Below are 20,821 nucleotides of genomic sequence, written 5' to 3' on the forward strand. Positions count from 1 at the left end.
ACGAAATGAGCGTGGCCCGTTTCATCGCCGACCAGAGGACCGATCACCGGGTGCCACACACGATCACCTGTGTCCTGTTCGGCGTCAGTTTGTCGTGGTTCTACAAATGGATCAGCCGTGCGCCCACGGCCCGGCAACAACGCCGAGAAGCGCTGGATGCCGTCGTGCGCCAGCGGTTCGAGTTCTCCGGTGGCACATATGGCTCCCCGCGTATTTATGCCGATTTGCTTGAGGCTGGGTGGCGGGTCAGCGTGAACACGGTCGCTGACTCGATGCGTCGACAGGAGCTGATCGCGCGGAAAGTCAAGCGGTACAAGGGTTTAACTCGTCAGGACAAGTCCATGCCGAAGGTTGCGGATTTGGTGCGCCGGGACTTCACCGCATCGGGGCCGAACCAGAAATGGTGCGGTGACATGACCCAGATCCCCACCAGTGAAGGGCCGCTGTATATGGCCACGGTCATCGACCTGTACTCGCGGCGACTGCTGGCCTGCCCGGTCTCGGAACACCCGGACGCGGCCCTGGCCGCGGATGCGATCAAGATCGCCGCCACTGTCCGTGGCGGCCGCGAACAAATCGAGGGCGTGATCTTCCATAGCGATCGCGGCTCGACCTACACGGCTGGCCTGTTCGCCAAGCTGTGCCAGGAAAAGCTCGGCATCCGACAGTCGATGGGAAGGGTCGGATCCTGCTTCGATAACGCCGCGGCCGAATCGTTCTTCGCCACCCTCGAACATGAGGTCCTGTCCCGAAACCGCTTCGCGACCAAACGCCACGCCCGAGCGACCGTGACGAGGTGGTGCCGCGACTTCTACAACAACCAGCGCCGGCACAGCAGCACCGGATTGCTGGCCCCAACCGAGTACGAGAAAAACACCGCTGACCAACCGGCAGCGACCTAGAAACCCTCCACGATTTGAGGGGAAGTCCAAACTGACCACCATCATGACATGGTGAGCGTCAATGGTGATTGGGGTTTCGGTCGAGTCGATGTTGACGGGCTGGTTTCGTTGTATTGGTTGGCTGACCGTTGGCGGTCAGTCTTCGACGATGGTGTCCGCGATGAAACGTTCGATCTTGGTGTCCGGGGGGATCGTTTGTCCGTCGGTGGGGTCGGTGTCGACCAGGATGTCGAGCAGTCCGTCGGTTATGCCGTCGAGCTGGTCCGGTGGGGTGGTGATGGCGAGGCTGTGGCAGATGGACAGGATCCCGTGCAGTCCGGTCCAGAGGGTGTGTGCGGTCTGACGTAAGGGCAGGGACAATGGGTAGCCGGCCTGGGCGCAGTCGGTCAGGGTGGTGCGGAATAGGCCGGAGATCAAACGAGCTGGGTGGTGGCCTATGCGGGTGGAGTCTGCGGCGGGTTGGCGGATCTCGTACATGAGCCGGTAGTGGCCGGGGTTGTCGACGGCAAACCGGCAGTAGGCGTGGATCTGAGCGCGTAGGCGTTCACGCGGTTGTCCGGGCTCCGCGGCCTGCTCGGCGGTGTGCATGCGTTCGGCGAGCTGTTCGTATTTGTCGGACAGCGCGGCCCAGACCAGTTCGGTTTTGTCGCTGAAGTGCAGGTAGATGCTGGGAGCGGCGACGCCGACTTGTTTGGCGACCGCCCGCATGGTCAGTTTCTCGTCGCTGCCCCACTCATCGAGCAGGCGGTTGACGGCGTCGAGGATCTCGGTGCGCAGCTGGTCACCCTCGCCGCGCCGGCTGCGCGGCCGTCCGGTCTGGCTCACTGTGGTCATCACCTGCCTGCTTTCGACGCGGGTCCCATCCTAGGAGCCCGCGCTGTGCTGTTCCGGGCCGGGCGCGGACTGCTCGGCACGGAACACGCGGTGTCACCAGGTTGCCAGCAGCTTGCGGACGCCGTAATTGGTGCCGTAGGTGTCCATCTCGACTTCGTTGAGCGGGGTGGCCAGCCGGATGTCGGGGAAGCGACGGAACAGCTGCGGTAGAATGGTTTTCAGCTCGGCGCGGGCGACGTTCTGCCCGAGGCACTGGTGCACCCCGTAGCCGAAGGCCAGGTGCCTGGTGAGTGTGCGGTCGAAGTCGGGCACATCGGGATCCTCGAATGCGCGGGGGTCCCGGTTGGCCGCGGGCATAGCGACCACGACGAGTTCGCCCTTGGTGATGTGCTGCCCGCCGATCTCCAGATCATCCTTGGCCGTGCGGCCGAGTCCGAACTGGACGATGGTCAGGTAGCGGAGCAGTTCCTCGACCGCGGGACCGATCTTCTCCGGCTGTTCCACGATTTCTTTGCGCTGTTGGGGGTGGGTGAGCAGGGTCAGCGTGGACAGCCCGATCATCGCCATAGTGGTGTCGTGTCCGGCGAACAGCAGGAGCACCCCGATACTGACCAGATCTTTGTCGGACAGGATCGAGCCTTCTTCGTTGCTCTTACGGATGAGTTCGGCGAGCAGGCCGGTCGAATCCGGTTCGGTGCGCTTCTGAGCGACGAGACCGCTGATGTACTGCTGCAGCCAGCGTCCACCGCTGTCGCGTTCGGTGCGGGACTTGCTGACGTCCATCATTGTTTCAGTGGCGTGGTGGAACTGATCGCGGTCACCGTAGGGAACGCCGAGGATCTCGCAGATGACCAGGCAGGGGATCGGCAGCGCCAACTGCTCGATCAGGTCGACGGGTTTGTCGGCGCGCTCGATGGCGTCGAGGTGCTCGGTGACGATTCGATCGATGTAGGGCTGCAGGTTCTTCTGGATGGACTTCGGGGTGAACGTTCCCGAAAGCAACCTCCGGTAGGCACCGTGGTCCGGCTCGTCCATCATGACGAAGGTGGGGTCGATGGCCTCCCCGGTGTCGTCCGAGTCGTGGTCGTCGCCGTCCTCCGGCGGCACATCGTGGCGGGGCCTGCGCGCGCTCATCCGCGGATCAGCGAAGACCTGGCTACCTTCCTCGAACCGGGTGACCAGCCAGCCGATCCTGCCGCTCGGGAATCGGACCCTGGTGATGGGCTGTCGTTCGCGTAGCTGGTCGTATTCCAGCGGCGGATCGAGCAGTCGCTGCCTGCTCATCGGCATTTCCGGTATTTCGACGCTCATCGTTGCTCCTTGGCTGTAGTGGCTTCGCTTGCCGCATGGTCCTGCAATGCCTGTTCCACCCCGCTGTTCAGCTGGGTTCCGTTGCCCCAGCCGACGTAGTACTGCAGATGCAGCACGGCCTCGCGCAGTGCTTCCGCGGAGAGCTCACCGCTTGCGAGCGCACCGCGTACCTGGATCGCGATCAGGTCGGCGCGGCCGAGCGCCGCGGTGGCGCCGAGCACCAGGAGCCGCCTGTCGCGCACCGAAAGCCCCGTTCGACTCCAGATTTCGCCGAACAGGTGGTCGACGGTCTGCTCCAGCATCGGGGTGCGTTCCTTGGGAAGGGACTCGCTGAATCCCGGCCCGTACACCTGGTCCATCATCTGCAGGCCGCGTTCGGTCCGGTCGGTCATCGTCGTTCCTCCTTCTCCGGGAAGGCAAGGGTTTCGCTGCCGTGCTCCCTGGTGACTTCGACCAGCGGGGAGCTGATCCCGAAATGCCCGGCGAGTTCCAGTGCCGCGGCGAGGTCCTTGTCCTGGAGTGCCTCGACCGTGGACGCCAGCACGCGCAGCCGTTCGTCGGCGGCCAGCCGGTAGCGCTGCCACTGGAACAGCGTCGCCCCTTCCGGATCCGCGGACTCAACGACGGTGATCAGTTTCTCCGGGTCGACCCCGGCCCGTTCAGCGAGCTTCGAGGCCTCGTGCACCGCACGCCAGGTGCCGTAGGTGATCACGTTGCGGGCGATCTTCGTGGCCATCCCCGCGCCGAGCGGTCCGCAGTGCACCACCTGTTTGGTGAAGTCCCGCAGGACAGGCAGCGCGGTGTCCACGGCGGCCTGCTCGCCACCGAGGATCGCAACCATACCGTTCTCGGCGGCCCTGTCACCGGGGGTTACCCCGCAGTCGAGCAGGGAAACCCCGGCCTCTGTGCACTTGCCGGCCAGTTCGCGGACCACCGGCACGGCCACCGTAGACAGCAGTACCACGACCGAACCGGGCCGAGCCGCTCCGAGTATGCCGTCTTGTCCACAAAGGACAGTGCGGGCTTGGTCCGCGTCGACGACGGCGACCAGGACCACATCGGCGTTCGCGGCCACCTCAGCGACGGAACCGGCCATCTCCGGTACGCCGGGCAGCGCATGAGCGGCATCGGGGCGGACGTCGTAGACCACCGGAGGCCGCCCGCTGCGGGCCAGGCTGACCGCGACGCCGCCGCCGATCATGCCGAGCCCGATGACTCCGGGACGTTGTCTCGTGCTCATGCTGTACCTGCTTCCCACGGGGTCGGTGTGACCAGAAACTGTCTCGCTGATCGGAGCGCACGGTTCATGTTGATGCCCACTGCGGCGCGCACTGTGCCGTTCTTCCCGTACAGCGCAAGAAGTTCACGGTCGACGATGCTGCCCTTGGTCACGGCGAAGCGGTCCGCGCCGCGCGGCAGTCCGTAGATCTGGATCTTGCGGTCGTACTGGTCCGACCAGATGTAGGGGACCGGCTGGAACGCCGTTGGCCGGCCGGCCGAGAGGATGTTGCGTGCCACGGCCATGCCCTGCTCGCCCGCGTTGGTCCGGTGTTCGATGCGGACCCGTTCGCTCAGCCCCCGGTGGAACCAGTTGGCCACATCGCCCGCCGCCCAGACATGCGGTGCGGCACGGCAGTACTCGTCGCAGAGCACCCCGTTGTCGGTGGGGATACCGCTACCGGCAAGCCATTCGGTGTTCGGGACGGACCCGATCGCCATCAGCACGGCATCCGCGGTGACCGTCCTGCCGTCGACGAGGCGGACCCCGGTGGCGCGGGCGCCCTCGGTGACGATCTCTGCGACCTTCACCCCGGTCAGGACCTCGACTCCGTGATCGCGGTGCAGATCCACAAGGCCGGCACCGAGTTCGGGGCCGAGCACGTCGGCCAGCGGCGCGTCCAGATCGGATACCAGACTCACCTCGGCACCCGCCTGAACCGCGACCGAGGCCGCCTCGGCCCCGAGGAAACCCGCGCCGACGATCACCAACCGCGGTTTCGTCGACAGCGCCACACGTAACGCGGCCACGTCCGCCAGGGTGCGCAGCACATGCACCCCGGCCACGCCCTCGATACCCGGCAGCCGCCGCGCCCTGACTCCGGTGGTGATCACCAACTCCTCGTAACCGACCACGGTGCCATCGGCCAGGAGGACTCGCCGCGCGGCCTGATCGACCGACTCCGCAGAGGTGCCCAGCCGCAGGTCCAACCCGAGCCGGTCGACGGCCGCCGGATCCCGCAGCCGCGCCCGGTCTGCCTGCCACCTTCCGGACAAGATCTCCTTCGACAGCGGCGGCCGATCGTAGGGAAGCTCCGGCTCCTCGCCGATCAGCGTGATCCGGCCGTCGAATCTCTCCCGGCGCAGGGTCTCGGCGACGGCGAGACCCGCCGCCGAGGCGCCGACGACCACCACGGCCGACGGCGCACTCATTCATGCACCGCGATCGCCGCCGCAGGGCACACCGCGGCCGCATCCAGCACGGCGGCGCGCTGAGACTCCGGCGGGGTCGCATCGAGCAGTACCACGACACCGTCCTCATCACGCTGGTCGAACACATCCGGCGCAGCGAGCACACACTGTCCCGCTCCACAACAGTGCTCTTCCGCAACGGTGATCTGCATACGACACTCCAATCCACCACAGCCAGTGCCGTTATCCACCCGGCACTTAACCTAACTAAGTTCAGTTACGACTCTAGGCTTGCCCGGGGCTGCACGCAAGGTGGGCCCGCGACGCCTCGTACTCCATCGCGGTGCCGGTGATGTCAGGCGTTGACCCATGCGTGCAAGCGATTCGACCGGACCGACCATGCTGCTGTGGTTCGTCACACTTGCCGCCATGGCGCCACCGCGTTGTGGATCGGTCCCCGCGTCTTGCGTGGCCTTTCCCCGAGCTACGCCACCGCATTCGCCATCGAGCACCCCTATGTCGCGTTCACCGCGATGGGTGCGAGTAGATACTGGCGATCACCGATTCCGAAGCGTTGTACGCGGACATGGGACATTTCGGTCGGCCGCCGATCCGCGGTGCCTGGTTCGCCATCGTGTTTCCCGCCCTGACGCTGAACTCCCCCGGGCAGGGCGCGCCGGTCCCTGCATCACCCGGGTACGGTGGAAAACCAAGGCGCGATCAGCAAGTGGCGATCTCGACGTGGTCCAGCAGCCGTGCCCGGTCAGGCGGATTGGCCCAGGACACGAGCCGCTGAGCGAACGTCGTGAAAAACGGCACCGCCTCGTTGTAGACATGAGCAATCCGATCGAACCGACTCACCGCTGCATTGCACACCCACCAAGTCTTCATCGCGGCGCGACCGGCACATAACCTGCTTTTCAAAACCCGGTTGTCGGTCCTCAACCGTTACGTCGCGGTGAGTTTGTCAGGGGCCTGAATCGACTCTACCCAGGCCCACCAGCCTCCCTGGCCGGCCGCCACGGCGATGTCGCGATCCCACGCTGTCACGGTGACCACGTGCCGACCAGGATGAAGCGCGCGCCCGCAAGCCCAGCGCACGTAACCGAGGTAGCCGTCGCTGTCGGGATCGGCATGCCCTCCCTCGCCGCAGGCGGAAACCCCGATTTCGCCAGTACTGACCGGGCCGGCGCTGGCCCTGGCCTCCCAGCCGCCAGTCCGGTCATGCCAGTAGTGTTCAGCGTCGATGTTTGCCTCGTCGCCGTTGCTGTCCACCACAGCCAGCCCGGTGCCATGATCGGTGGCAATCGCCAGCACACGCGCGTAGCGCACGTCCCAGTCGCCAAGATCGATCACCATTTCAGGCGTCAACTCCGTAGCCATAACAAACAACCTCTTCCCGGAATCGTCGATCTTCCCCTCTCCACGGGACCTATGGAAGGGCTGGAGAACCGACATCTGAATTGCTGTGCAGCTGCGGGATCCTCGACTGGTACCGGTGATCCGCCGCCTGCTGCGCCTGACCAAGATCGTGATCCTTCAGTCGGGCACTCTTCGAACGAACCCTGCGACCAGCGTCGCGACCGTTTCTGGGGTCTCCAGGTTCATAGGGTGAGTGGTGTCAATTCGCCTGACGCTCATCACCGGCCGGGTGCGGCGGAGCGCGGCTCCGTCCGCGCGTAACCCCGGAGGGAGTACTTCGAATGCGGCGTAGTTCCTCGAACTCCTGCAGGTACACGGACAGCGCTTTACGCACTGCCGGCCCGGCCAGTTTACGGCGGAGCACAGGGGCGGGTGGTTTCGATTTACTCTGCGGCATTCCTATGTCTGCGTGGGGTCGACACGGTTCGGTGAAGGAACGCATGATGGCCGAGTAATCGTTTACCGTCGGGTGGAGTGCCACCCGCCGATGGCGCCTCGGTGGGAAGGGGATTGATGGCACAGCGACAGGACACTGCCTCCGGTGCAGTAGACCGTGCGCGGGTTCCGGGGTTCGTGTACGTGGTGGCTGCGCTCGGTGGCCTGTCGGGGATCTTGTATGGCTACGACACCGCCTCGATGTCGGGTGCGCTACCGTTGCTCAGCCGCGAGTTCGGGCTTGGTCCCAGCGCGCAAGGGCTGGTGACCAGCATGCTGCTGTTTGGGGCGCTGCCTGCGATCGTCGCTGCCACCGTGGTCTCGCGCCGGCTGGACCGTCGCACGTTGTTGCTGCTGGCGGCGGGCATTTTCGTGGTTGGCTCGATCGGTTCGGCGTTGTCGCCGAACCCACAGGTGCTCCTGGTGTTCCGCTTCGTGCTCGGGTTCGGTGCCGGTGTAGCCAACCAGTTCGGGCTGATCTATGTCAGCGAGCTCGCGCCGGCGAGACTGCGCGGGATGCTGACCGGTACCTATCAGCTGGCGGTCAATGTCGGTTTTATGGTCGCGTACCTGATTGGTGCCGGATTCACGCCCAGCGGCCAGTGGGAGTGGATCCTCGGGCTCGGGGCGGCGCCGGCCGCCATCTTCGGACTCGGCATGCTGGTGGCGCCGAAAAGTCCGCGCTGGCTCGTGGCCCGTGGGCGCCATGACACCGCGCGCGCCGTGCTGCGGCGGCTACGCGCCACGCATACCGAAGCCAACCAAGAAGTCACCGACATCGACGCGAGCCTGCGCCAGCAGCAGGCCGGGCTGCGCGAGCTCTCCCGTGGCGCGTACCGCCCGGCGATCACGCTGGCGCTGGTGCTGACGTTCTTTCAGGTCTTCACCGGCATCAACTCGGTCATCTACTACTCGCCGATCCTGTTCCAACACGTCACCGGCGGGATCCAGGCCGGCACGATCGCCAACTACAGTGTCGGAGCCGGGCTGGTGCTGTCCACCGCGATAGCGTTGCCGCTGATCGACCGGGTAGGGCGGGTGCGGCTGCTGCAGATCAGCCTCACCGGACAGATCCTGCCCTGCGTGGTGATCGCGGCGCTGCCGCAGGTGACGTGGCTGGCACTGGCTGCCGTGTTCGTCTACACGTTCGCGTTCGGCATCGGACTGGGACCAGTGTTCTGGCTGCTATGCCCGGAAATCCTCCCGCTGCGTGCCCGCGCGATCGGCATGGGCGTCATCACCTTCACCCAATATCTGCTCAACGCGGTCTCCTCGGGCGTCTTCCCGGACGTGCTGGCACTGATGGGCACCTGGGTATTCCTCATCTTCGCCGGCCTCTCCGCCCTCGCGGTCTGGATCATCACCCGGTACGTACCAGAAACCAGCCAACGAACCCTCGAAGATATCGAAACCTACTGGCGCCAACGCGCAACGAGCTAGTGTGTTTGGGGCGGTTCACCCCGTGCCGGGCCGAATATGGGCCACATGATGGGCGGAGCAGGATCCTCCGGTGGGGGCCGTAGCACGTTCTTGGCGTGCAACCGCGAAAGTATTGTCAACACCATGGTATGTGCCGTTCGGGGTGGTGGTGCCGGGATGGGGAGCGCGGCGATGAACGAGGCACCCGAACAGTTAGAGGTGCTTGTGGCACCACGGCTGCCGGGGGCAGCGGCCTGGAATGGCTTGTCCATCGCGGCAGGTTCCGGCGACCGGTGTACGACTCCGGTGCGATCGTGCGATCACAGTTCGATGCGGGTGCCCATGACCACCGTGCGGTCGACGGGCAGTCGGAAATAGGTTGCCGCTGACGCGGCGTTGTGGGCCAGTCCGATGAACAGTCGTTTCTGCCAGGCCGGCATATCAGGGGTGTTGCCGGGCTCGATGGTGATCCTGGACAGGAAATAGAACGCGGTGTCCGTGTCGATTTCGAGTTCGCTGGTTAGCATGAACGCGTCTCGCAATGTGGCAGGGAGATTCTGGTCGTCGTGGAAGCCGAAGTGAACCGAGAGGTGCACGATTCCGTCGTTGGCGTGAGCGAGCGAGTCCACGTCGAGGCGTTCACCGCGCGGCACGTGTGGCACGTTTTCGGAGATCACCGAAACGATGACCACATGCTCGTGCACTACTTCGTTGAACTCGGCATTGGCCCGCAACGCGAGGGGGACGGTTTCCTTTGTCTGGTGCGGGAAAACCGCGGTACCGGGCACACGCGTCGGAGGATGCTCGCGTAACCGTTCGACCAATTCGGACAGGCGTCCCTCGACCTCGGCGCGTCGGGCGGTGATGACGTCGCGTCCGCGATGCCAGGTCAGCATGATCGTGACGATGAGCGCGGCCAGCAGCAGCGGCAACCAGCCACCGTGTACGACCTTGGTGAGATTGGCGGCGAAGAAAGTCAGCTCGACACCGCCGAACACGAGGCCGATCACCAGCAGCCGCCATGGTGGCCAATGCCATGCCGCACCCGCCAGGATGAGGAACAGGGCAGTGGTCAGTAGTAGCGTGCCGGTCACGGCGAGGCCGTAGGCGGTGGCCAATGCCCCCGATGAGCCGAACGTGACCATCAGGACGAGGACACCGGTCAGCAGCAGCCAGTTCACCGCAGGAACATAGATCTGCCCGCTCTCCTGCCGCGAAGTGTGGCGCACCGTCAGGCGGGGGAGGAAGTCCAATCGCATGGCTTGTCTGGTCATCGAATACGCACCTGAGATGACAGCCTGGGAGGCGATGACAGTGGCCAGTGTGGCCACCACGACCAAGGGGATCTGCGCCCACCCTGGTGCCAGCAGGTAGAAGGGATTTGCCACCGCACTCGGGTGGCGCAGGATCAGCGCGCCCTGCCCGAGGTAGTTCAGCGTCAGGGCGGGAAACACGACGGCGAACCAGGCACCGCGGATCGGCGGCCGACCGAAATGTCCCATGTCCGCGTACAACGCTTCGGAACCGGTGATCGCCAGGATCACCGCACCCATCGCGATGAACGCGACATAGGGGTGCTCGATGACGAACGCGGCGGCGTAGCCCGGGGAAAGGCTGCGCAAGACGCCGGGATCGGCGAACAACTGCGGTAACCCCATCGCGGCAAGCGTGACGAACCACAGCAGCATGATCGGTCCGAACAGGCCACCCACCCGATGGGTACCGAACCGCTGCACCAGGAACAGCACGATCAGAATGGTGGCGCCGATGGGCAGGATAGCGGTCTCCACGCCGCGGTCGACGACACCGATCCCCTCGACGGCGGAAAGCACTGAGATGGCCGGTGTGATGACGCTGTCGCCGAAGAACAGGGCCGCTCCGATCACACCGAGCAGCGTGGCCAGCATCACGAGCCGCTTCGGCCGCGTGACTCGCCGCCGGATGAGCGCGACCAGCGCCATGATGCCGCCCTCGCCGTCGTTGTCGGCCCCCATCACGAAGACCACGTATTTCACCGACACGATCAGCAGGATCGCCCAGAACAGCAGCGAGATCACACCGTACACATCTCCGGGAACCGGCCGGACAGAGCCGTGGTCTATGGAGAACACAGTCTGCAGCGCGTACAGCGGGCTGGTACCGATGTCACCGAACACGACGCCCAACGCGCCGATCGCCAGCATTGTCCCCGGGCGGCGACGGCGTGCCGCCCCTGCGGCACTCGCAGCGCGACTCGACTCGTTTGACGGCGGGCTCACCCCTATAGTGTGCCGCGTGTGCCCAAGGATGCGGGGAAGCAGCGATTCTAGGCCCAGAACTCCCGAAGCTGACCCAAAGTGCAAAGTAACCAGCGGGTAGCCGACGCGGTGTGATCTGTGTTACAGCGCTCTTCTAAGGTTCGGCGTTATGCGGATGAAGTGGTCGGACGAGGAGCTGGTGGCGGCGTGGACGCTGGTCGGTGAGGACTGGTCGCTGGTGGGCAACAAGACAGGCGCGACTCGGCTGGGGTTCGCGGTGTTGTTGAAGTTCTTCGAGATCGAGGCCCGGTTCCCACGCGGGCCGGAGGAGGTTCCAGCACAGGCCCTCGCCCACGTCGGCGAGCAGGTGAAGGTGGACCCGGAGGTGTTCGCTGGCTACGATTGGGCGGGGCGGACGATCAAGTATCACCGCGAGCAGGTGCGGGCGGCGTTCGGGTTCCGTGAGTTCACCCGCGGTGATGAGGACAAGCTCGCCGGGTGGTTGGCCGAGGAGGTCTGCCCGGTCGAGCTGCGGGACGAGCAGCTGTGTGAGGCGCTGCTGGTGCGCTGCCGTAGCGAGAAGATCGAGCCACCGGGCCGGATTGAGCGGATTACCGGCTCGGCGCGCACCGCATTCGAGAAGCGGTTCTGCGACCTGACGGCCGCTCGGTTGGACCATGGGTGCGCCGGCCGGTTGGAGGCGCTGCTCGGTGACGAGACCACACCCGGCCGGGGCGGGTTGTTGGCCGAGTTGAAGGCCGACCCCGGTCAGGTTGGGCTGGAGACTCTGCTGCGCGAGATCGACAAGGGGACCGCGGTGCGCGGGATTGGTTTGCCGGCGGAACTGTTTGCGGACGCCTCGGAGAAGCTGGTGGAGGGGTGGCGTGCCCGCGCCGTTCGCTCGTATCCCTCGGACCTGCTGGCCGCGCCCCGATCGGTGCGCCTGACCCTGCTAGCGGCGTTGTGTTGGGTGCGGGTCGCGGAGATCACCGACGCGCTGGTCGACTCGCTGATCGGGCTGGTTCACAAGATCAATACGCGGGCGGATCGGCGGGTGGAGCGGGAGCTGACCGAGGATTTGCGGCGGGTGCGCGGCAAGGAAGGCATCCTGTTCCGGCTGGCCGAGGCCGCCGTCGAGCACCCGGACGATTTGGTGCGGGAGGCCCTGTTTCCTGTGGTAGGCGAAAAAACGCTACGGGAACTGGTCCGGGAGGCCAAGGCCAACGAGCGTGCCTTTCAAGCACGGGTACGCACCGTGCTGCGATCCTCGTACTCGAACTACTACCGCCGGATGATGCCACTGTTGCTGGGCGCGCTGGAGTTTCACTGCAACAACACCGCCTATCGGCCCGTGATGCACGCGCTGGAGCTGCTGGCCCGCTACGCCGCCACGGACGGCAAGGTGCGCTTCTACACCGCTGGCGACGCGGTGCCGATCGACGGAGTGGTACCGAAGGCGTGGCGGGAGGCGGTGGTGGACGACAAGGGTCGCGTGGAGCGCATCCCGTACGAGTTGTGCGTGTTGGTCGCGTTGCGAGATGCGTTGCGGCGCCGGGAAATCTACGTCGCCGGTGGTAACCGGTGGCGTACCCCGGAGGACGATCTGCCCGGTGATTTTGAGGCCAGTCGCGAGGTGCACTACGCCGCTCTGTGGCAGCCGACCGACCCAACCGAGTTCATCGCGGGGCTGCAGCGCCGCATGCACGACGCGCTCGCACGTCCGGACGCCGCGCTCGTGGACGGCTCAGCGGGCGGGGTGAAGATCACGACCCGGCGCGGCGAGCCGTGGATCACCGTGCCCAAGCTGGACCCGCTGCCCGAGCCGACCCGGCTGGCCGCGATCAAGGACGAGGTGCAACGGCGGTGGGGCACGCTGGACCTGTTGGACGTGCTCAAGGACTCTGACTTCCTGGCCGAGTTCACGACCGAGTTCACCAGCGTCGCCTCGCGCGAGGTGATCGATCGGGACACGCTGCGCCGGAGGCTGCTGCTGTGTCTGTTCGCGCTGGGCACGAACATGGGCATCAAGGCCATCGTGGCCACCGGCGAGCACGGCGAGACCGAGGCCGCGCTGCGGCACGTGCGCCGGTACTTCATCACCCGCGACAACCTGCGCCGCGCGATCGCGAAACTGGTCAACGCCACCTTCGACGCGCGTGACCCGCACTGGTGGGGCACCGGCACCGCCTGCGCGTCCGATTCGAAGAAGTTCGGGTCGTGGGAGTCGAACCTGATGACCGAGTGGCACCAGCGCTACGGCGGCCCCGGCGTGATGATCTACTGGCACGTCGAGCGCCGCTCCACCTGCATCTACTCCCAGCTGAAGAACTGCTCCTCCTCCGAGGTCGCGGCGATGATCGAGGGGCTGTTGCGACACTGCACCGACGCCGAGATCGAGGCGAACTACGTCGATACGCACGGTGCCTCGGTGGTGGGGTTCGCGTTCACCGAGTTGCTCGGGTTCCGGCTGCTGCCGCGGTTGAAGAACATCGGCTCCATCCGGCTTTACCGGCCCGACGACACCGACGCGTACGGGCAGCTCGGCAATGTCCTGACCCGCCCGATCCGGTGGGAACTGATCGCCCAGCAGTACGACCAGATGGTCAAGTACGCCACCGCCCTGCGGCTGGGGACCGCGGAGTCGGAGTCGATCCTGCGCCGGTTCACCCGCGGCGGCCCCAAAACCCCACCTACCAGGCCCTGGGAGAACTCGGCCGTGCGGTGCGCACCATCTTCGCCTGCGACTACCTGGCCTCTCCGGAGCTGCGGCGCGAGATTCACGGCGGGTTGCAGGTGGTTGAGCAGTGGAACTCCGGCAACACGGTGATCTTCTACGGCAAGGACGGCGATCTGACCGGCCCGGACCGCGAGCACGCCGAGGTGTCCATGCTCGCGCTGCATCTGCTCCAGTCCGCGCTGGTCCACCTGTTGACTGAACTACCGACGGAGTTTGTGCACGTCAGAGGACAGGTCGGTTCAGAGGTGGCTAAGGTCACGGCCCGTGATCAACACAGACGAACGCGGGCGGGATCGGGATCTTGCATCGTTGGTCGTGCCGCGGGCGGGTTCGCTCGTTGCGACCGGCGACCTTTGGGAGCTTTACCGGCTGGTTGACCCGGCCGGAGATGCCGTTGAGCCAGTTGCGGTGTGGCTGCGGGACTTGCAAGCGGCCGGGCGGTCTGCTTTGACGCAGCGGTCGTATGGGGTGGACCTGCTGCGCTGGTTCCGGTTCCTCTGGGCGATTGACGAGGTGCCGTGGAACCACGCGCCCCGCGCCGAGGCTCGTGACTTTTTCCGCTGGATCCAGCTCACTGATAAGCCGAGGCGTCCTGGTGGCAGTGCCGTGTCGGAGGCGCCGAACCCGGTGACGGGTAAGACCGGACCGGGGCGCAAGTACGCGTCGAGCACGCGCGGCCACAGCGAGACCGTGCTGCGCGGCTTTTACGATTTCCATCGCGATGCCGGATCGGGTCCGATGATCAACCCGTTCCCGCTGGTCCGCCGTAAGGCCCGGCCGAATGTTCACCACAATCCGATCGAGCCCTACCGCAACGAACCGTCGGGACTGTACCGGCCCCGGCGTGTTCAGCGTGTGCCCCGCAGCATCCCGGACGAGAAGTTCAACGAGCTGTTCGCCCAGCTCGGATCACACCGTGACCGGGCCCTTGTTGCTTTCTGGGTGTCGACGGGCGCACGGGCGGCGGAACTGCTCGGCGCTCATCACGGAGATGCCGACCCCGGTCAGCAGCTGATCACGGTGATCCGGAAAGGCACTCGGGCGATTCAGCAGCTGCCGGCCTCTCCAGACGCGTTCGTGTGGCTGCGGCTGTATCAGGCACAGATGCAGGGTCTCGTGCCAGCGGAAAGTGATGATCCGCTGTGGTGGACGCTGCGGAGGCCATTCCGGCCACTGACCTATCACGCTGCCCACCGCATGTTCGAGCGCGTGAACGCCGTTCTCGGTGCAAATTGGACATTGCACTCGCTACGACACACTGCCGCTTATCGGATGGCTCGCGATCCGGACATGCCCCTCACCGACGTGCAGTGGGTCCTTGGCCATGCTCACCTCAGCACTACCCAGCTCTACATGAACCTCCTGCCCGAGGACGTGATCGCCGGGGTACTTGCGCACCATGCGCGCAGAACGAACCGGAGAGCGCCAGTTCCCGCGCCAGAGGACAGCGCTCCGGCAGCGTCATATCGGCCGGAGACGCTGAACGTCTTGTTCGGGGAAGGCACGGCGTGACCCCTCAGGCTCTGACCGAAACACGCTCAGCCCGACAGCTCGGCCCCGCTGCTTTGGCGCTATTGAAGCAGTTCCCACATCGCCGACCGGTATCAAGGTGGGCCGCCACCGAGCAGTCACGCGAAGCGGTGCTGGCGCGGTTGCTCGCCCCGCCGTTCGTTCTCGACGCGCCGGGGTCTCAAGACCGGCGCAAGGTTGGCCTGACCAAGGTTCTGCAATGGCTGGAGCAGTATCCGGGGCAGACTTGGCAGGATCGGTGGCTGGTCAGTGGCGCAGACGCGGCCGGCAACATCGACTGGAGGCACCTGGCGACGAGATGGCTCCAGTCCGCTGGATTGGCCTACCGGACTCGGAAGAACGACTTCACCGCGCTGGGTAGCGGGATTCTTCCGCTGATCAGCGGCGATGTGATCCGGCCCAGCCTGTCGTGGTTGCTCACTCCGGGAACCGTGCAGATCCTGACCGCCGAAATGGCCCGCAGCCGCGACCCGGAAGGGTTCGCTGCGCTTGTCGACGTTTGCCGCCGGGATCCGGCCAACGCCACCACCAAAGACGGTGCGCTCCGGCGGATCGCCACCATTATGGCCGCCAAGGGCGGCATGGTCCGCGACATCACCGCCGGGGACTGCGTGGAGATGGTCGAACTGCTCCTCAGCATGGCTACGGAAGGGCCAGTCACCACCAGCGCGTACTTCTACCAGCTCCTACACGCCATGGGCGTGTTTCCAGAGGCCGCGCCGTCGACCGTCCGCGTCGTCAGCGGCAGAGCACAAGGACAGATCAGCGTCGAGAAGATGATCGACCGATATCAGATCGCCTGCCGGCCGGTGCGGGACCTGCTCGTCGACTACATGCGCGAACACCAGCTCTCGGTCGACTACACCTCCCTGCGGCAGTTGGCGTTCGGCCTGGGCAAGCTGTTCTGGGAGGACCTGGAAGAGCATCATCCGGGGATCGACTCGCTGCGCTTGGCGCCCGATATCGCGGCCGCGTGGAAACAGCGGATCGCGATGAAAAAGATCCGCAGCAAGAACGCCTCCGGCGAGATCGTCGAGACCGAGGTTCCGCGCACCACCAAGGGACTCAACTACCTGGCCATGGTCCGGTCCTTCTATCTCGACCTCGCGCAGTGGGCTATCGACGATCCCACGTGCTGGGGTGTGTGGGCGGCGCCCTGCCCCATCCGTGAAGAGGAGATGTCCAGGAGGAAGGAGCACGCCAGCCGCAAGTCGCGGATGGACCAGCGGACCCGAGAGCGCCTTCCAGTCCTGCCCACCCTGGCTCGTACAATCGACACCGAACGCACGCTGGCCGCTGAGCGGCTGGCGGCCGCGCAAGCCACCACACCAGGGGATGAGTTCACCACGGCCGGCCAGTGCTGGCGGAGGTCGGTCAACAAGAATCCGACAGCCAAGGTCTGGGCGGACGATCCCCACACTGGCAAACGTCGTGACCTCACCCCGGAGGAGCACCGCGCGTTCTTCGCTTGGGCGATCGTGGAAGTCTTGCGCCGCACCGGAATCCGCGTCGAAGAGCTGACAGAACTGTCACACCACAGCCTTGTGTAATACCGCTTGCCCGGCACCGGCGAGCTCATTCCACTACCGCACATCGCCCCGTCCAAGAGCGACGCTGAAAGGCTTCTGGTCATCGACCCGGAGTTGGCGGACGTGCTCAGCGCGATCATCTGCCGTGTCCGCGATTCCAGCGGAGCCGTTCCGCTGGTGGTGTGCTACGACAATCACGAACGGGTCTGGAACCCGCCGATGCCCCTGCTGTTCCAACGATGGGTCGGCGTCGAGAACCGTCCGATCACCGCAGCTGGCATCCGGAGCCTGCTCAACGACGCCCTTGCGCGCACTGGCCTCACCGACGCCAGCGGCGCTCCGCTTTTGTTCTCTCCCCATGATTTTCGGAGATTGTTCATCACGGATGCCATTATGAATGGGATGCCGCCCCACATCGCGCAGCTCGTGGTCGGCCACCGCGACATCAACACCACCATGGGCTACAAGGCGGTCTATCCCGAAGAAGTCATCAGGGGCCACCGTGCCTTCCTCGCACGCCGTCGCGCCACCCGCCCCAGCGAGGAATACCGGACCCCCACGGACCAGGAATGGGAAGAGTTCCTCGGCCACTTCGAACGGCGACGCGTCGCCGTCGGCGACTGCGGTCGAGCCTATGGGACGAGCTGCATCCACGAGCACAGTTGCCTACGATGCAGCCTTCTCCGGCCTGATCCCGCACAACGGCAACGAATCGTCGAGATCCGCGGCAATCTGCTTGACCGCATCGCCGAAGCCAAGCGAGAAGGCTGGCACGGCGAAGTCGAGGGACTCAAGGTCAGCCTCGCCGGCGCCGAACAGAAACTCGCCCAGCTCGACGAGCGGTCCCGCCGGGCTGCCACCGTCAACCTCGGCCTGCCCGCCTTCCGCGACATCGCCAGCCGCACCGTGACAGCCACCAAGAACAAGGCGGACGGATATGAGCGCGCGCAACCCGTCCCGGATCGCCGCAATCATGGTCGAGTCCCCAGACAACCCCGAAGCGCTGGTTCCCGTGGTAGCAGCCGAGTTGTTCGAATGGGCATGGCTAGCCGCCGAACTCGCAGACTGGCTCGACCACGCCACCGAAGCTACCCGGGCGGACTTCGTCCATCACTTCGCAGACCTGCGCCGCCCGGAGAAAACCGCAGTGTTCCTGGCACAGATAAGCGAACGGATCGCGTCACTGCTCGACGCGGATCGAGGGCAGCCGTGACCACACGAACCAGCACCAGCCGGAAAGTACCGACAAAACAAGATCAACTAACAAGTTCAGAGAACACGTCAACACACTGCTGCTGCAAGCCGTGCTGGAGGTGCCGGAGTTCCACGACAGCATCGGCGAGAATGAACGCCGCGCCCTGACCCCACTGTTCTGGTCGCACGTGAACCCATACGGACGCTTCCGACTGAACATGGACACCCACCTCGATCTCGACGCCACCAGCAACATCGGTACCAGTGGCGTGGAATCGGTGCTGTAGCCGAGGCGTCTCAGAAGGGATCGGTCAACGAGACGGCAACCGACCCTGCTAGAAGCTAGACCGCTACCAGTGCCAGCGCGCCGCACCTTCCCGAAATTTCCAATAGCCTGCTATGCTTTTACATAGCAAGCTATGCAGAAGGAGAGCGCCATGGCCACGATGAAGATCACTCCTCGCAAGCCGAGAGGGCGACGGCAGCGGTCGCTGCAGCGCGCCGTGCACCTGACCCTCGGGCTGTTCCTGCTGGTCGAGCTCTACTTGTCGCCGCTACTCGGCCCGGGGTTCACCACGACCGTGCAGTGGCTGGTGGCTCCGGTCGTGGTGGCCTCGGGCATCGCGATGTGGAAGGGGCAGCGCATCCGGCATGCTCTGCGGGCGCGGGCCGCGCGTCATGCCTGATCCCGCCCTGTCGCGCCATAGCTTGCTGGGCTACGAGGTCAACCACGCCGCCCGGCTGTTGGCGAACGCGCTGCGCGAGCGCATCGAGTCCCTTGGGGTGGTGCCCGGCCAGTTCGCCCAGCTGCTCGCGCTCTACGAGACCGACGGGCTGACCCAGGCCCAGCTCTGCGAACGGGTGGAGATCGAGCAGCCCACGATGGCCAACACCCTGGCTCGGATGCAGCGCGACGGCCTCATCACCCGGGTGCCCGACCCGCAGGACCGGCGCCGCTCGCTGGTGATGCTGACTTCCCGCGCCCGCGACCTCGAACCCGACCTCGTCGCCGCCGCGCGCGAGGTCATCGCCCTCGCCACCCAGGGCCTGACCGACCAGCAGGTCGAAACGTTCATGACTACCATCGCCACCGTCATCGCCAACCTCGACAAAGTCGGCATCGATGCCGGCGCCGACAAGGAGGGGCCGCCATGAGGCTCGGCGCGCTAACCACAGACCAGACACACGCGCGGCCGACTGCGCGACCGCTGAGCCGATCCGTGCTGCTCACCGCCACCGCCGCCACGGCCAGCAGCGCCGCGTTCGCCACTGGCTGCCTACTCACGCAGCTCGTCACCGTCCCCACCTGGCGGGCCATGGAACCGACGACATTCCTCAAGCGGTTCGTTACCTCAGGCCCGGCCACCGGCGCCATCCTGTTTCCCGTCGAGGCCGCGGCTGTTGCGCTACTTGGGGCCACCACTTACACCGTCACTCGGCAGCGGCTCCCCGGACGCCTGGCGTGGGGCGCGGCCACTGCATCGATGACCGCGACCGTCATCCTGCTGCCGGTCTATTTCGGCAGGGCCAACACCGCGCTGCTCGACCCCGCGTTCCCACCCAGCAACGTCGCCGACGAACTCAGCAGATGGAGCAAGTGGAACTGGGTCCGCACCACCCTCGGAGTCGCCGCCACCGTGGCTGGAGGCGCAGCCACGACCGCGATGCTCCGCCGCGGGCGAGGTCGTGACGCCTGACCCCACCGAGGCGACCGCGAACAATTCCATTAGAGGGACCTCGACGCCACCGCGGAAACATCCCTGCAAGCACAGCACCTGAAGCCACCACGATGACCACAACGAACGCCCTTGGCGCAGGCCTGCGGGAGAAAGGAGAGCTATGGAACTCCGAGAGATGGACGAACAGATCACTTATATGCAGCAGCTACAGCACGACAACGGTCCGGTCGTGCTCATAAACCAGTTCAACGTTGCCCCCGCCGACGTCGAGCGATTCCTTGAGGTGTGGGCCGACGATGCCCGCTTCATGAAACAGCAGCCCGGCTGTGTCTCGACGCAGCTACATCGCGGCACAGCCGGCAGCACAACGTTCATCAACGTGGCGGTGTGGGAATCCGCTGCAGCGCTTGGCGACGCGTTTCGTTCGCCTGAGTTCCAACAGCGCACCGCAGAATATCCCGACAGCACCGTTGCGACGCCGCACGTCTTTCAGAAGCTCGCCGTACCGGGGATCTGCGTAGCGGGACCTGCGTAGCCGGGTCCGTCCGATGATCGGTGTGTTCGGCCCGACACGCTGGGGTGAGATCCGGCGGGATGGGCACTGAGTGTGATGATTGTAGATGCCGTGACGACATCGAAGCAGACGGGCGGGGCCGAGGCGGCGGGTGCGCAAGAGCAGCTGGCCGCGGAGATGATCAAGCAGGCGCAGGAGCAGGGTTTGGCTCTGACTGGGCCGGATGGGCTGCTGGGGCGGCTGACGAAGACGGTGCTGGAGACCGCCTTGGAGGCGGAGATGACCGAGCACCTTGGGCATGCCAAGCACGCTGATCAGCCTGGCCGTGAGGGCAGCAACGTGCGCAACGGCTCGCGCGCCAAGACCGTGGTTTCCGACGCGGTTGGTGAGGTTGGCGTGGCAGTGCCGCGGGATCGTGAGGGCACGTTTGAGCCGGTGATTGTGAAGAAGCGGCAGCGTCGGTTGGGTAGTGTGGATGAGACGCTTCTATGAAGCTTCTATGTCGCGTCAAGCCCCGATTTGGTGGTGTTGTTGAGGTGGCGGTAGAGGCGTCGGGCGAGGTAGCGCTTGATGCAGCGGCGGATCTCGCGGTTGGTTTTGCCTTCTGCGCGGCGCCTGTTCGCGTAGGCGCGGGTTGTGGGGTGGTGGACCATGCGGACCATCGCGATG

General features: G+C 65.5%; 20 protein-coding genes and 5 pseudogenes. 14 read left to right on the top strand and 11 right to left on the bottom strand.

The window, feature by feature from the left end:
• On the top strand, positions 1 to 902 hold a 902-nt coding region (locus A37U_RS0132580), incomplete at its 5' end, for an IS3 family transposase (RefSeq protein WP_020500867.1).
• 135 nt (positions 903 to 1,037) lie between these two features.
• Here A37U_RS0132580 and A37U_RS0132585 read toward each other — a convergent pair.
• From A37U_RS0132585 to A37U_RS0132610, 6 genes are all read right to left on the bottom strand, one after another.
• On the bottom strand, positions 1,038 to 1,736 hold the full coding sequence (locus A37U_RS0132585) for a TetR/AcrR family transcriptional regulator (protein ID WP_020500868.1): 699 nt from the start codon (positions 1,734 to 1,736) through the stop codon (positions 1,038 to 1,040).
• Positions 1,737 to 1,829: 93 nt separating this feature from the next.
• The gene (locus A37U_RS0132590; RefSeq protein WP_020500869.1) at positions 1,830 to 3,047 is read right to left on the bottom strand and encodes a cytochrome P450; all 1,218 of its coding nucleotides are present in this window, start codon (positions 3,045 to 3,047) and stop codon (positions 1,830 to 1,832) included.
• Positions 3,044 to 3,439 (bottom strand): carboxymuconolactone decarboxylase family protein, encoded by a 396-nt coding sequence (locus tag A37U_RS53185; protein WP_026197839.1) that lies wholly within the window; start codon positions 3,437 to 3,439, stop codon positions 3,044 to 3,046. Before A37U_RS53185 ends, A37U_RS0132590 begins: the two co-directional genes overlap by 4 nt.
• Positions 3,436 to 4,287: an NAD(P)-dependent oxidoreductase gene (locus tag A37U_RS53190; RefSeq protein ID WP_063712870.1), complete on the bottom strand. Its 852-nt coding sequence runs from the start codon at positions 4,285 to 4,287 to the stop codon at positions 3,436 to 3,438. The genes A37U_RS53185 and A37U_RS53190 overlap by 4 nt, the downstream gene beginning before the upstream one ends.
• On the bottom strand, positions 4,284 to 5,477 hold the full coding sequence (locus A37U_RS0132605; protein WP_026197840.1) for an NAD(P)/FAD-dependent oxidoreductase: 1,194 nt from the start codon (positions 5,475 to 5,477) through the stop codon (positions 4,284 to 4,286). The genes A37U_RS53190 and A37U_RS0132605 overlap by 4 nt, the downstream gene beginning before the upstream one ends.
• The gene (locus tag A37U_RS0132610) at positions 5,474 to 5,668 is read right to left on the bottom strand and encodes a ferredoxin (RefSeq protein ID WP_020500871.1); all 195 of its coding nucleotides are present in this window, start codon (positions 5,666 to 5,668) and stop codon (positions 5,474 to 5,476) included. The genes A37U_RS0132605 and A37U_RS0132610 overlap by 4 nt, the downstream gene beginning before the upstream one ends.
• 374 nt (positions 5,669 to 6,042) lie before the next feature.
• Here A37U_RS0132610 and A37U_RS54085 point away from each other — a divergent pair.
• Positions 6,043 to 6,090: pseudogene (locus A37U_RS54085) on the top strand (hypothetical protein); the annotation flags it as partial.
• 86 nt (positions 6,091 to 6,176) lie between these two features.
• Here the strand turns inward: A37U_RS54085 and A37U_RS54090 are convergent.
• Both A37U_RS54090 and A37U_RS0132615 read right to left on the bottom strand, forming a co-directional pair.
• Positions 6,177 to 6,317 (bottom strand): hypothetical protein, encoded by a 141-nt coding sequence (locus A37U_RS54090; protein WP_240437754.1) that lies wholly within the window; start codon positions 6,315 to 6,317, stop codon positions 6,177 to 6,179.
• An 87-nt stretch (positions 6,318 to 6,404) separates the two neighbouring features.
• Entirely contained in the window at positions 6,405 to 6,839 is a 435-nt protein-coding gene (locus A37U_RS0132615; protein WP_157183167.1) for a hypothetical protein, read from the bottom strand.
• A gap of 618 nt (positions 6,840 to 7,457) precedes the next feature.
• On the opposite strand from A37U_RS0132615, the gene A37U_RS0132620 reads away from it, so the two are divergent.
• Positions 7,458 to 8,753 (top strand): sugar porter family MFS transporter, encoded by a 1,296-nt coding sequence (locus A37U_RS0132620; protein WP_240437750.1) that lies wholly within the window; start codon positions 7,458 to 7,460, stop codon positions 8,751 to 8,753.
• Between the two features lie 299 nt (positions 8,754 to 9,052).
• Here A37U_RS0132620 and A37U_RS0132625 read toward each other — a convergent pair whose 3' ends face one another.
• On the bottom strand, positions 9,053 to 10,990 hold the full coding sequence (locus tag A37U_RS0132625; RefSeq protein WP_240437751.1) for a potassium transporter Kup: 1,938 nt from the start codon (positions 10,988 to 10,990) through the stop codon (positions 9,053 to 9,055).
• Positions 10,991 to 11,144: 154 nt separating this feature from the next.
• On the opposite strand from A37U_RS0132625, the pseudogene A37U_RS46525 reads away from it, so the two are divergent.
• The 4 genes and pseudogenes from A37U_RS46525 to A37U_RS55160 all read left to right on the top strand — a co-directional run.
• Positions 11,145 to 14,083 (top strand): annotated as a pseudogene (locus tag A37U_RS46525) (Tn3 family transposase).
• Positions 13,971 to 15,218, top strand: a complete 1,248-nt coding sequence (locus A37U_RS0132635) for a tyrosine-type recombinase/integrase (protein WP_240437752.1) — start codon at positions 13,971 to 13,973, stop codon at positions 15,216 to 15,218. Before A37U_RS46525 ends, A37U_RS0132635 begins: the two are co-directional and overlap by 113 nt.
• The gene (locus A37U_RS53200) at positions 15,215 to 16,786 is read left to right on the top strand and encodes a hypothetical protein (RefSeq protein ID WP_205623079.1); all 1,572 of its coding nucleotides are present in this window, start codon (positions 15,215 to 15,217) and stop codon (positions 16,784 to 16,786) included. Before A37U_RS0132635 ends, A37U_RS53200 begins: the two co-directional genes overlap by 4 nt.
• A gap of 198 nt (positions 16,787 to 16,984) precedes the next feature.
• A pseudogene (locus A37U_RS55160) lies at positions 16,985 to 17,185 on the top strand (hypothetical protein); the annotation flags it as partial.
• A gap of 246 nt (positions 17,186 to 17,431) precedes the next feature.
• Here the strand turns inward: A37U_RS55160 and A37U_RS54100 are convergent.
• Positions 17,432 to 17,740, bottom strand: coding sequence for a hypothetical protein (locus tag A37U_RS54100; protein WP_020500879.1), 309 nt, complete (start codon positions 17,738 to 17,740; stop codon positions 17,432 to 17,434).
• Here A37U_RS54100 and A37U_RS54105 point away from each other — a divergent pair.
• The 7 genes and pseudogenes from A37U_RS54105 to A37U_RS0132675 form a co-directional block, all read left to right on the top strand.
• Entirely contained in the window at positions 17,739 to 17,978 is a 240-nt protein-coding gene (locus A37U_RS54105; RefSeq protein WP_020500880.1) for a hypothetical protein, read from the top strand. The genes A37U_RS54100 and A37U_RS54105 overlap by 2 nt on opposite strands.
• A 91-nt stretch (positions 17,979 to 18,069) precedes the next feature.
• Positions 18,070 to 18,246, top strand: coding sequence for a hypothetical protein (locus tag A37U_RS52745; protein WP_020500881.1), 177 nt, complete (start codon positions 18,070 to 18,072; stop codon positions 18,244 to 18,246).
• Positions 18,247 to 18,396: 150 nt separating this feature from the next.
• A complete protein-coding gene (locus tag A37U_RS0132655; protein ID WP_020500882.1) occupies positions 18,397 to 18,645 on the top strand; it encodes a hypothetical protein in 249 nt (82 codons plus the stop codon).
• A complete protein-coding gene (locus tag A37U_RS46540; protein WP_051111795.1) occupies positions 18,638 to 19,114 on the top strand; it encodes a MarR family winged helix-turn-helix transcriptional regulator in 477 nt (158 codons plus the stop codon). The genes A37U_RS0132655 and A37U_RS46540 overlap by 8 nt, the downstream gene beginning before the upstream one ends.
• A gap of 65 nt (positions 19,115 to 19,179) precedes the next feature.
• Positions 19,180 to 19,656 carry a DUF1772 domain-containing protein gene (locus tag A37U_RS0132665; RefSeq protein WP_026197843.1) on the top strand — a complete coding sequence of 159 codons (477 nt, stop codon included), beginning with the start codon at positions 19,180 to 19,182 and terminating at the stop codon, positions 19,654 to 19,656.
• A 157-nt stretch (positions 19,657 to 19,813) separates the two neighbouring features.
• Positions 19,814 to 20,173 carry an antibiotic biosynthesis monooxygenase family protein gene (locus A37U_RS0132670; RefSeq protein WP_240437753.1) on the top strand — a complete coding sequence of 120 codons (360 nt, stop codon included), beginning with the start codon at positions 19,814 to 19,816 and terminating at the stop codon, positions 20,171 to 20,173.
• A gap of 156 nt (positions 20,174 to 20,329) precedes the next feature.
• Positions 20,330 to 20,641, top strand: a pseudogene (locus A37U_RS0132675) (transposase); the annotation flags it as partial.
• A gap of 8 nt (positions 20,642 to 20,649) precedes the next feature.
• On the opposite strand, the pseudogene A37U_RS54110 reads toward A37U_RS0132675, so the two are convergent.
• Positions 20,650 to 20,821: pseudogene (locus tag A37U_RS54110) on the bottom strand (IS110 family RNA-guided transposase); the annotation flags it as partial.

Origin of the sequence: Sciscionella marina DSM 45152 (assembly GCF_000379465.1) — a bacterium.
Taxonomy (GTDB): Bacteria; Actinomycetota; Actinomycetes; order Mycobacteriales; family Pseudonocardiaceae; genus Sciscionella; species Sciscionella marina.

Coding starts and splice junctions, on each gene's coding strand:
- A37U_RS0132585 (WP_020500868.1), bottom strand. CDS start 1,736: ATGACCACAGTGAGCCAGACCGGACGGCCGCGCAGCCGGCGCGGCGAG.
- A37U_RS0132590 (WP_020500869.1), bottom strand. CDS start 3,047: ATGAGCGTCGAAATACCGGAAATGCCGATGAGCAGGCAGCGACTGCTC.
- A37U_RS53185 (WP_026197839.1), bottom strand. CDS start 3,439: ATGACCGACCGGACCGAACGCGGCCTGCAGATGATGGACCAGGTGTAC.
- A37U_RS53190 (WP_063712870.1), bottom strand. CDS start 4,287: ATGAGCACGAGACAACGTCCCGGAGTCATCGGGCTCGGCATGATCGGC.
- A37U_RS0132605 (WP_026197840.1), bottom strand. CDS start 5,477: ATGAGTGCGCCGTCGGCCGTGGTGGTCGTCGGCGCCTCGGCGGCGGGT.
- A37U_RS0132610 (WP_020500871.1), bottom strand. CDS start 5,668: ATGCAGATCACCGTTGCGGAAGAGCACTGTTGTGGAGCGGGACAGTGT.
- A37U_RS0132615 (WP_157183167.1), bottom strand. CDS start 6,839: ATGGCTACGGAGTTGACGCCTGAAATGGTGATCGATCTTGGCGACTGG.
- A37U_RS54105 (WP_020500880.1), top strand. CDS start 17,739: ATGGTCGAGTCCCCAGACAACCCCGAAGCGCTGGTTCCCGTGGTAGCA.
- A37U_RS54100 (WP_020500879.1), bottom strand. CDS start 17,740: ATGATTGCGGCGATCCGGGACGGGTTGCGCGCGCTCATATCCGTCCGC.
- A37U_RS0132655 (WP_020500882.1), top strand. CDS start 18,397: ATGGCCACGATGAAGATCACTCCTCGCAAGCCGAGAGGGCGACGGCAG.
- A37U_RS46540 (WP_051111795.1), top strand. CDS start 18,638: ATGCCTGATCCCGCCCTGTCGCGCCATAGCTTGCTGGGCTACGAGGTC.
- A37U_RS0132670 (WP_240437753.1), top strand. CDS start 19,814: ATGGACGAACAGATCACTTATATGCAGCAGCTACAGCACGACAACGGT.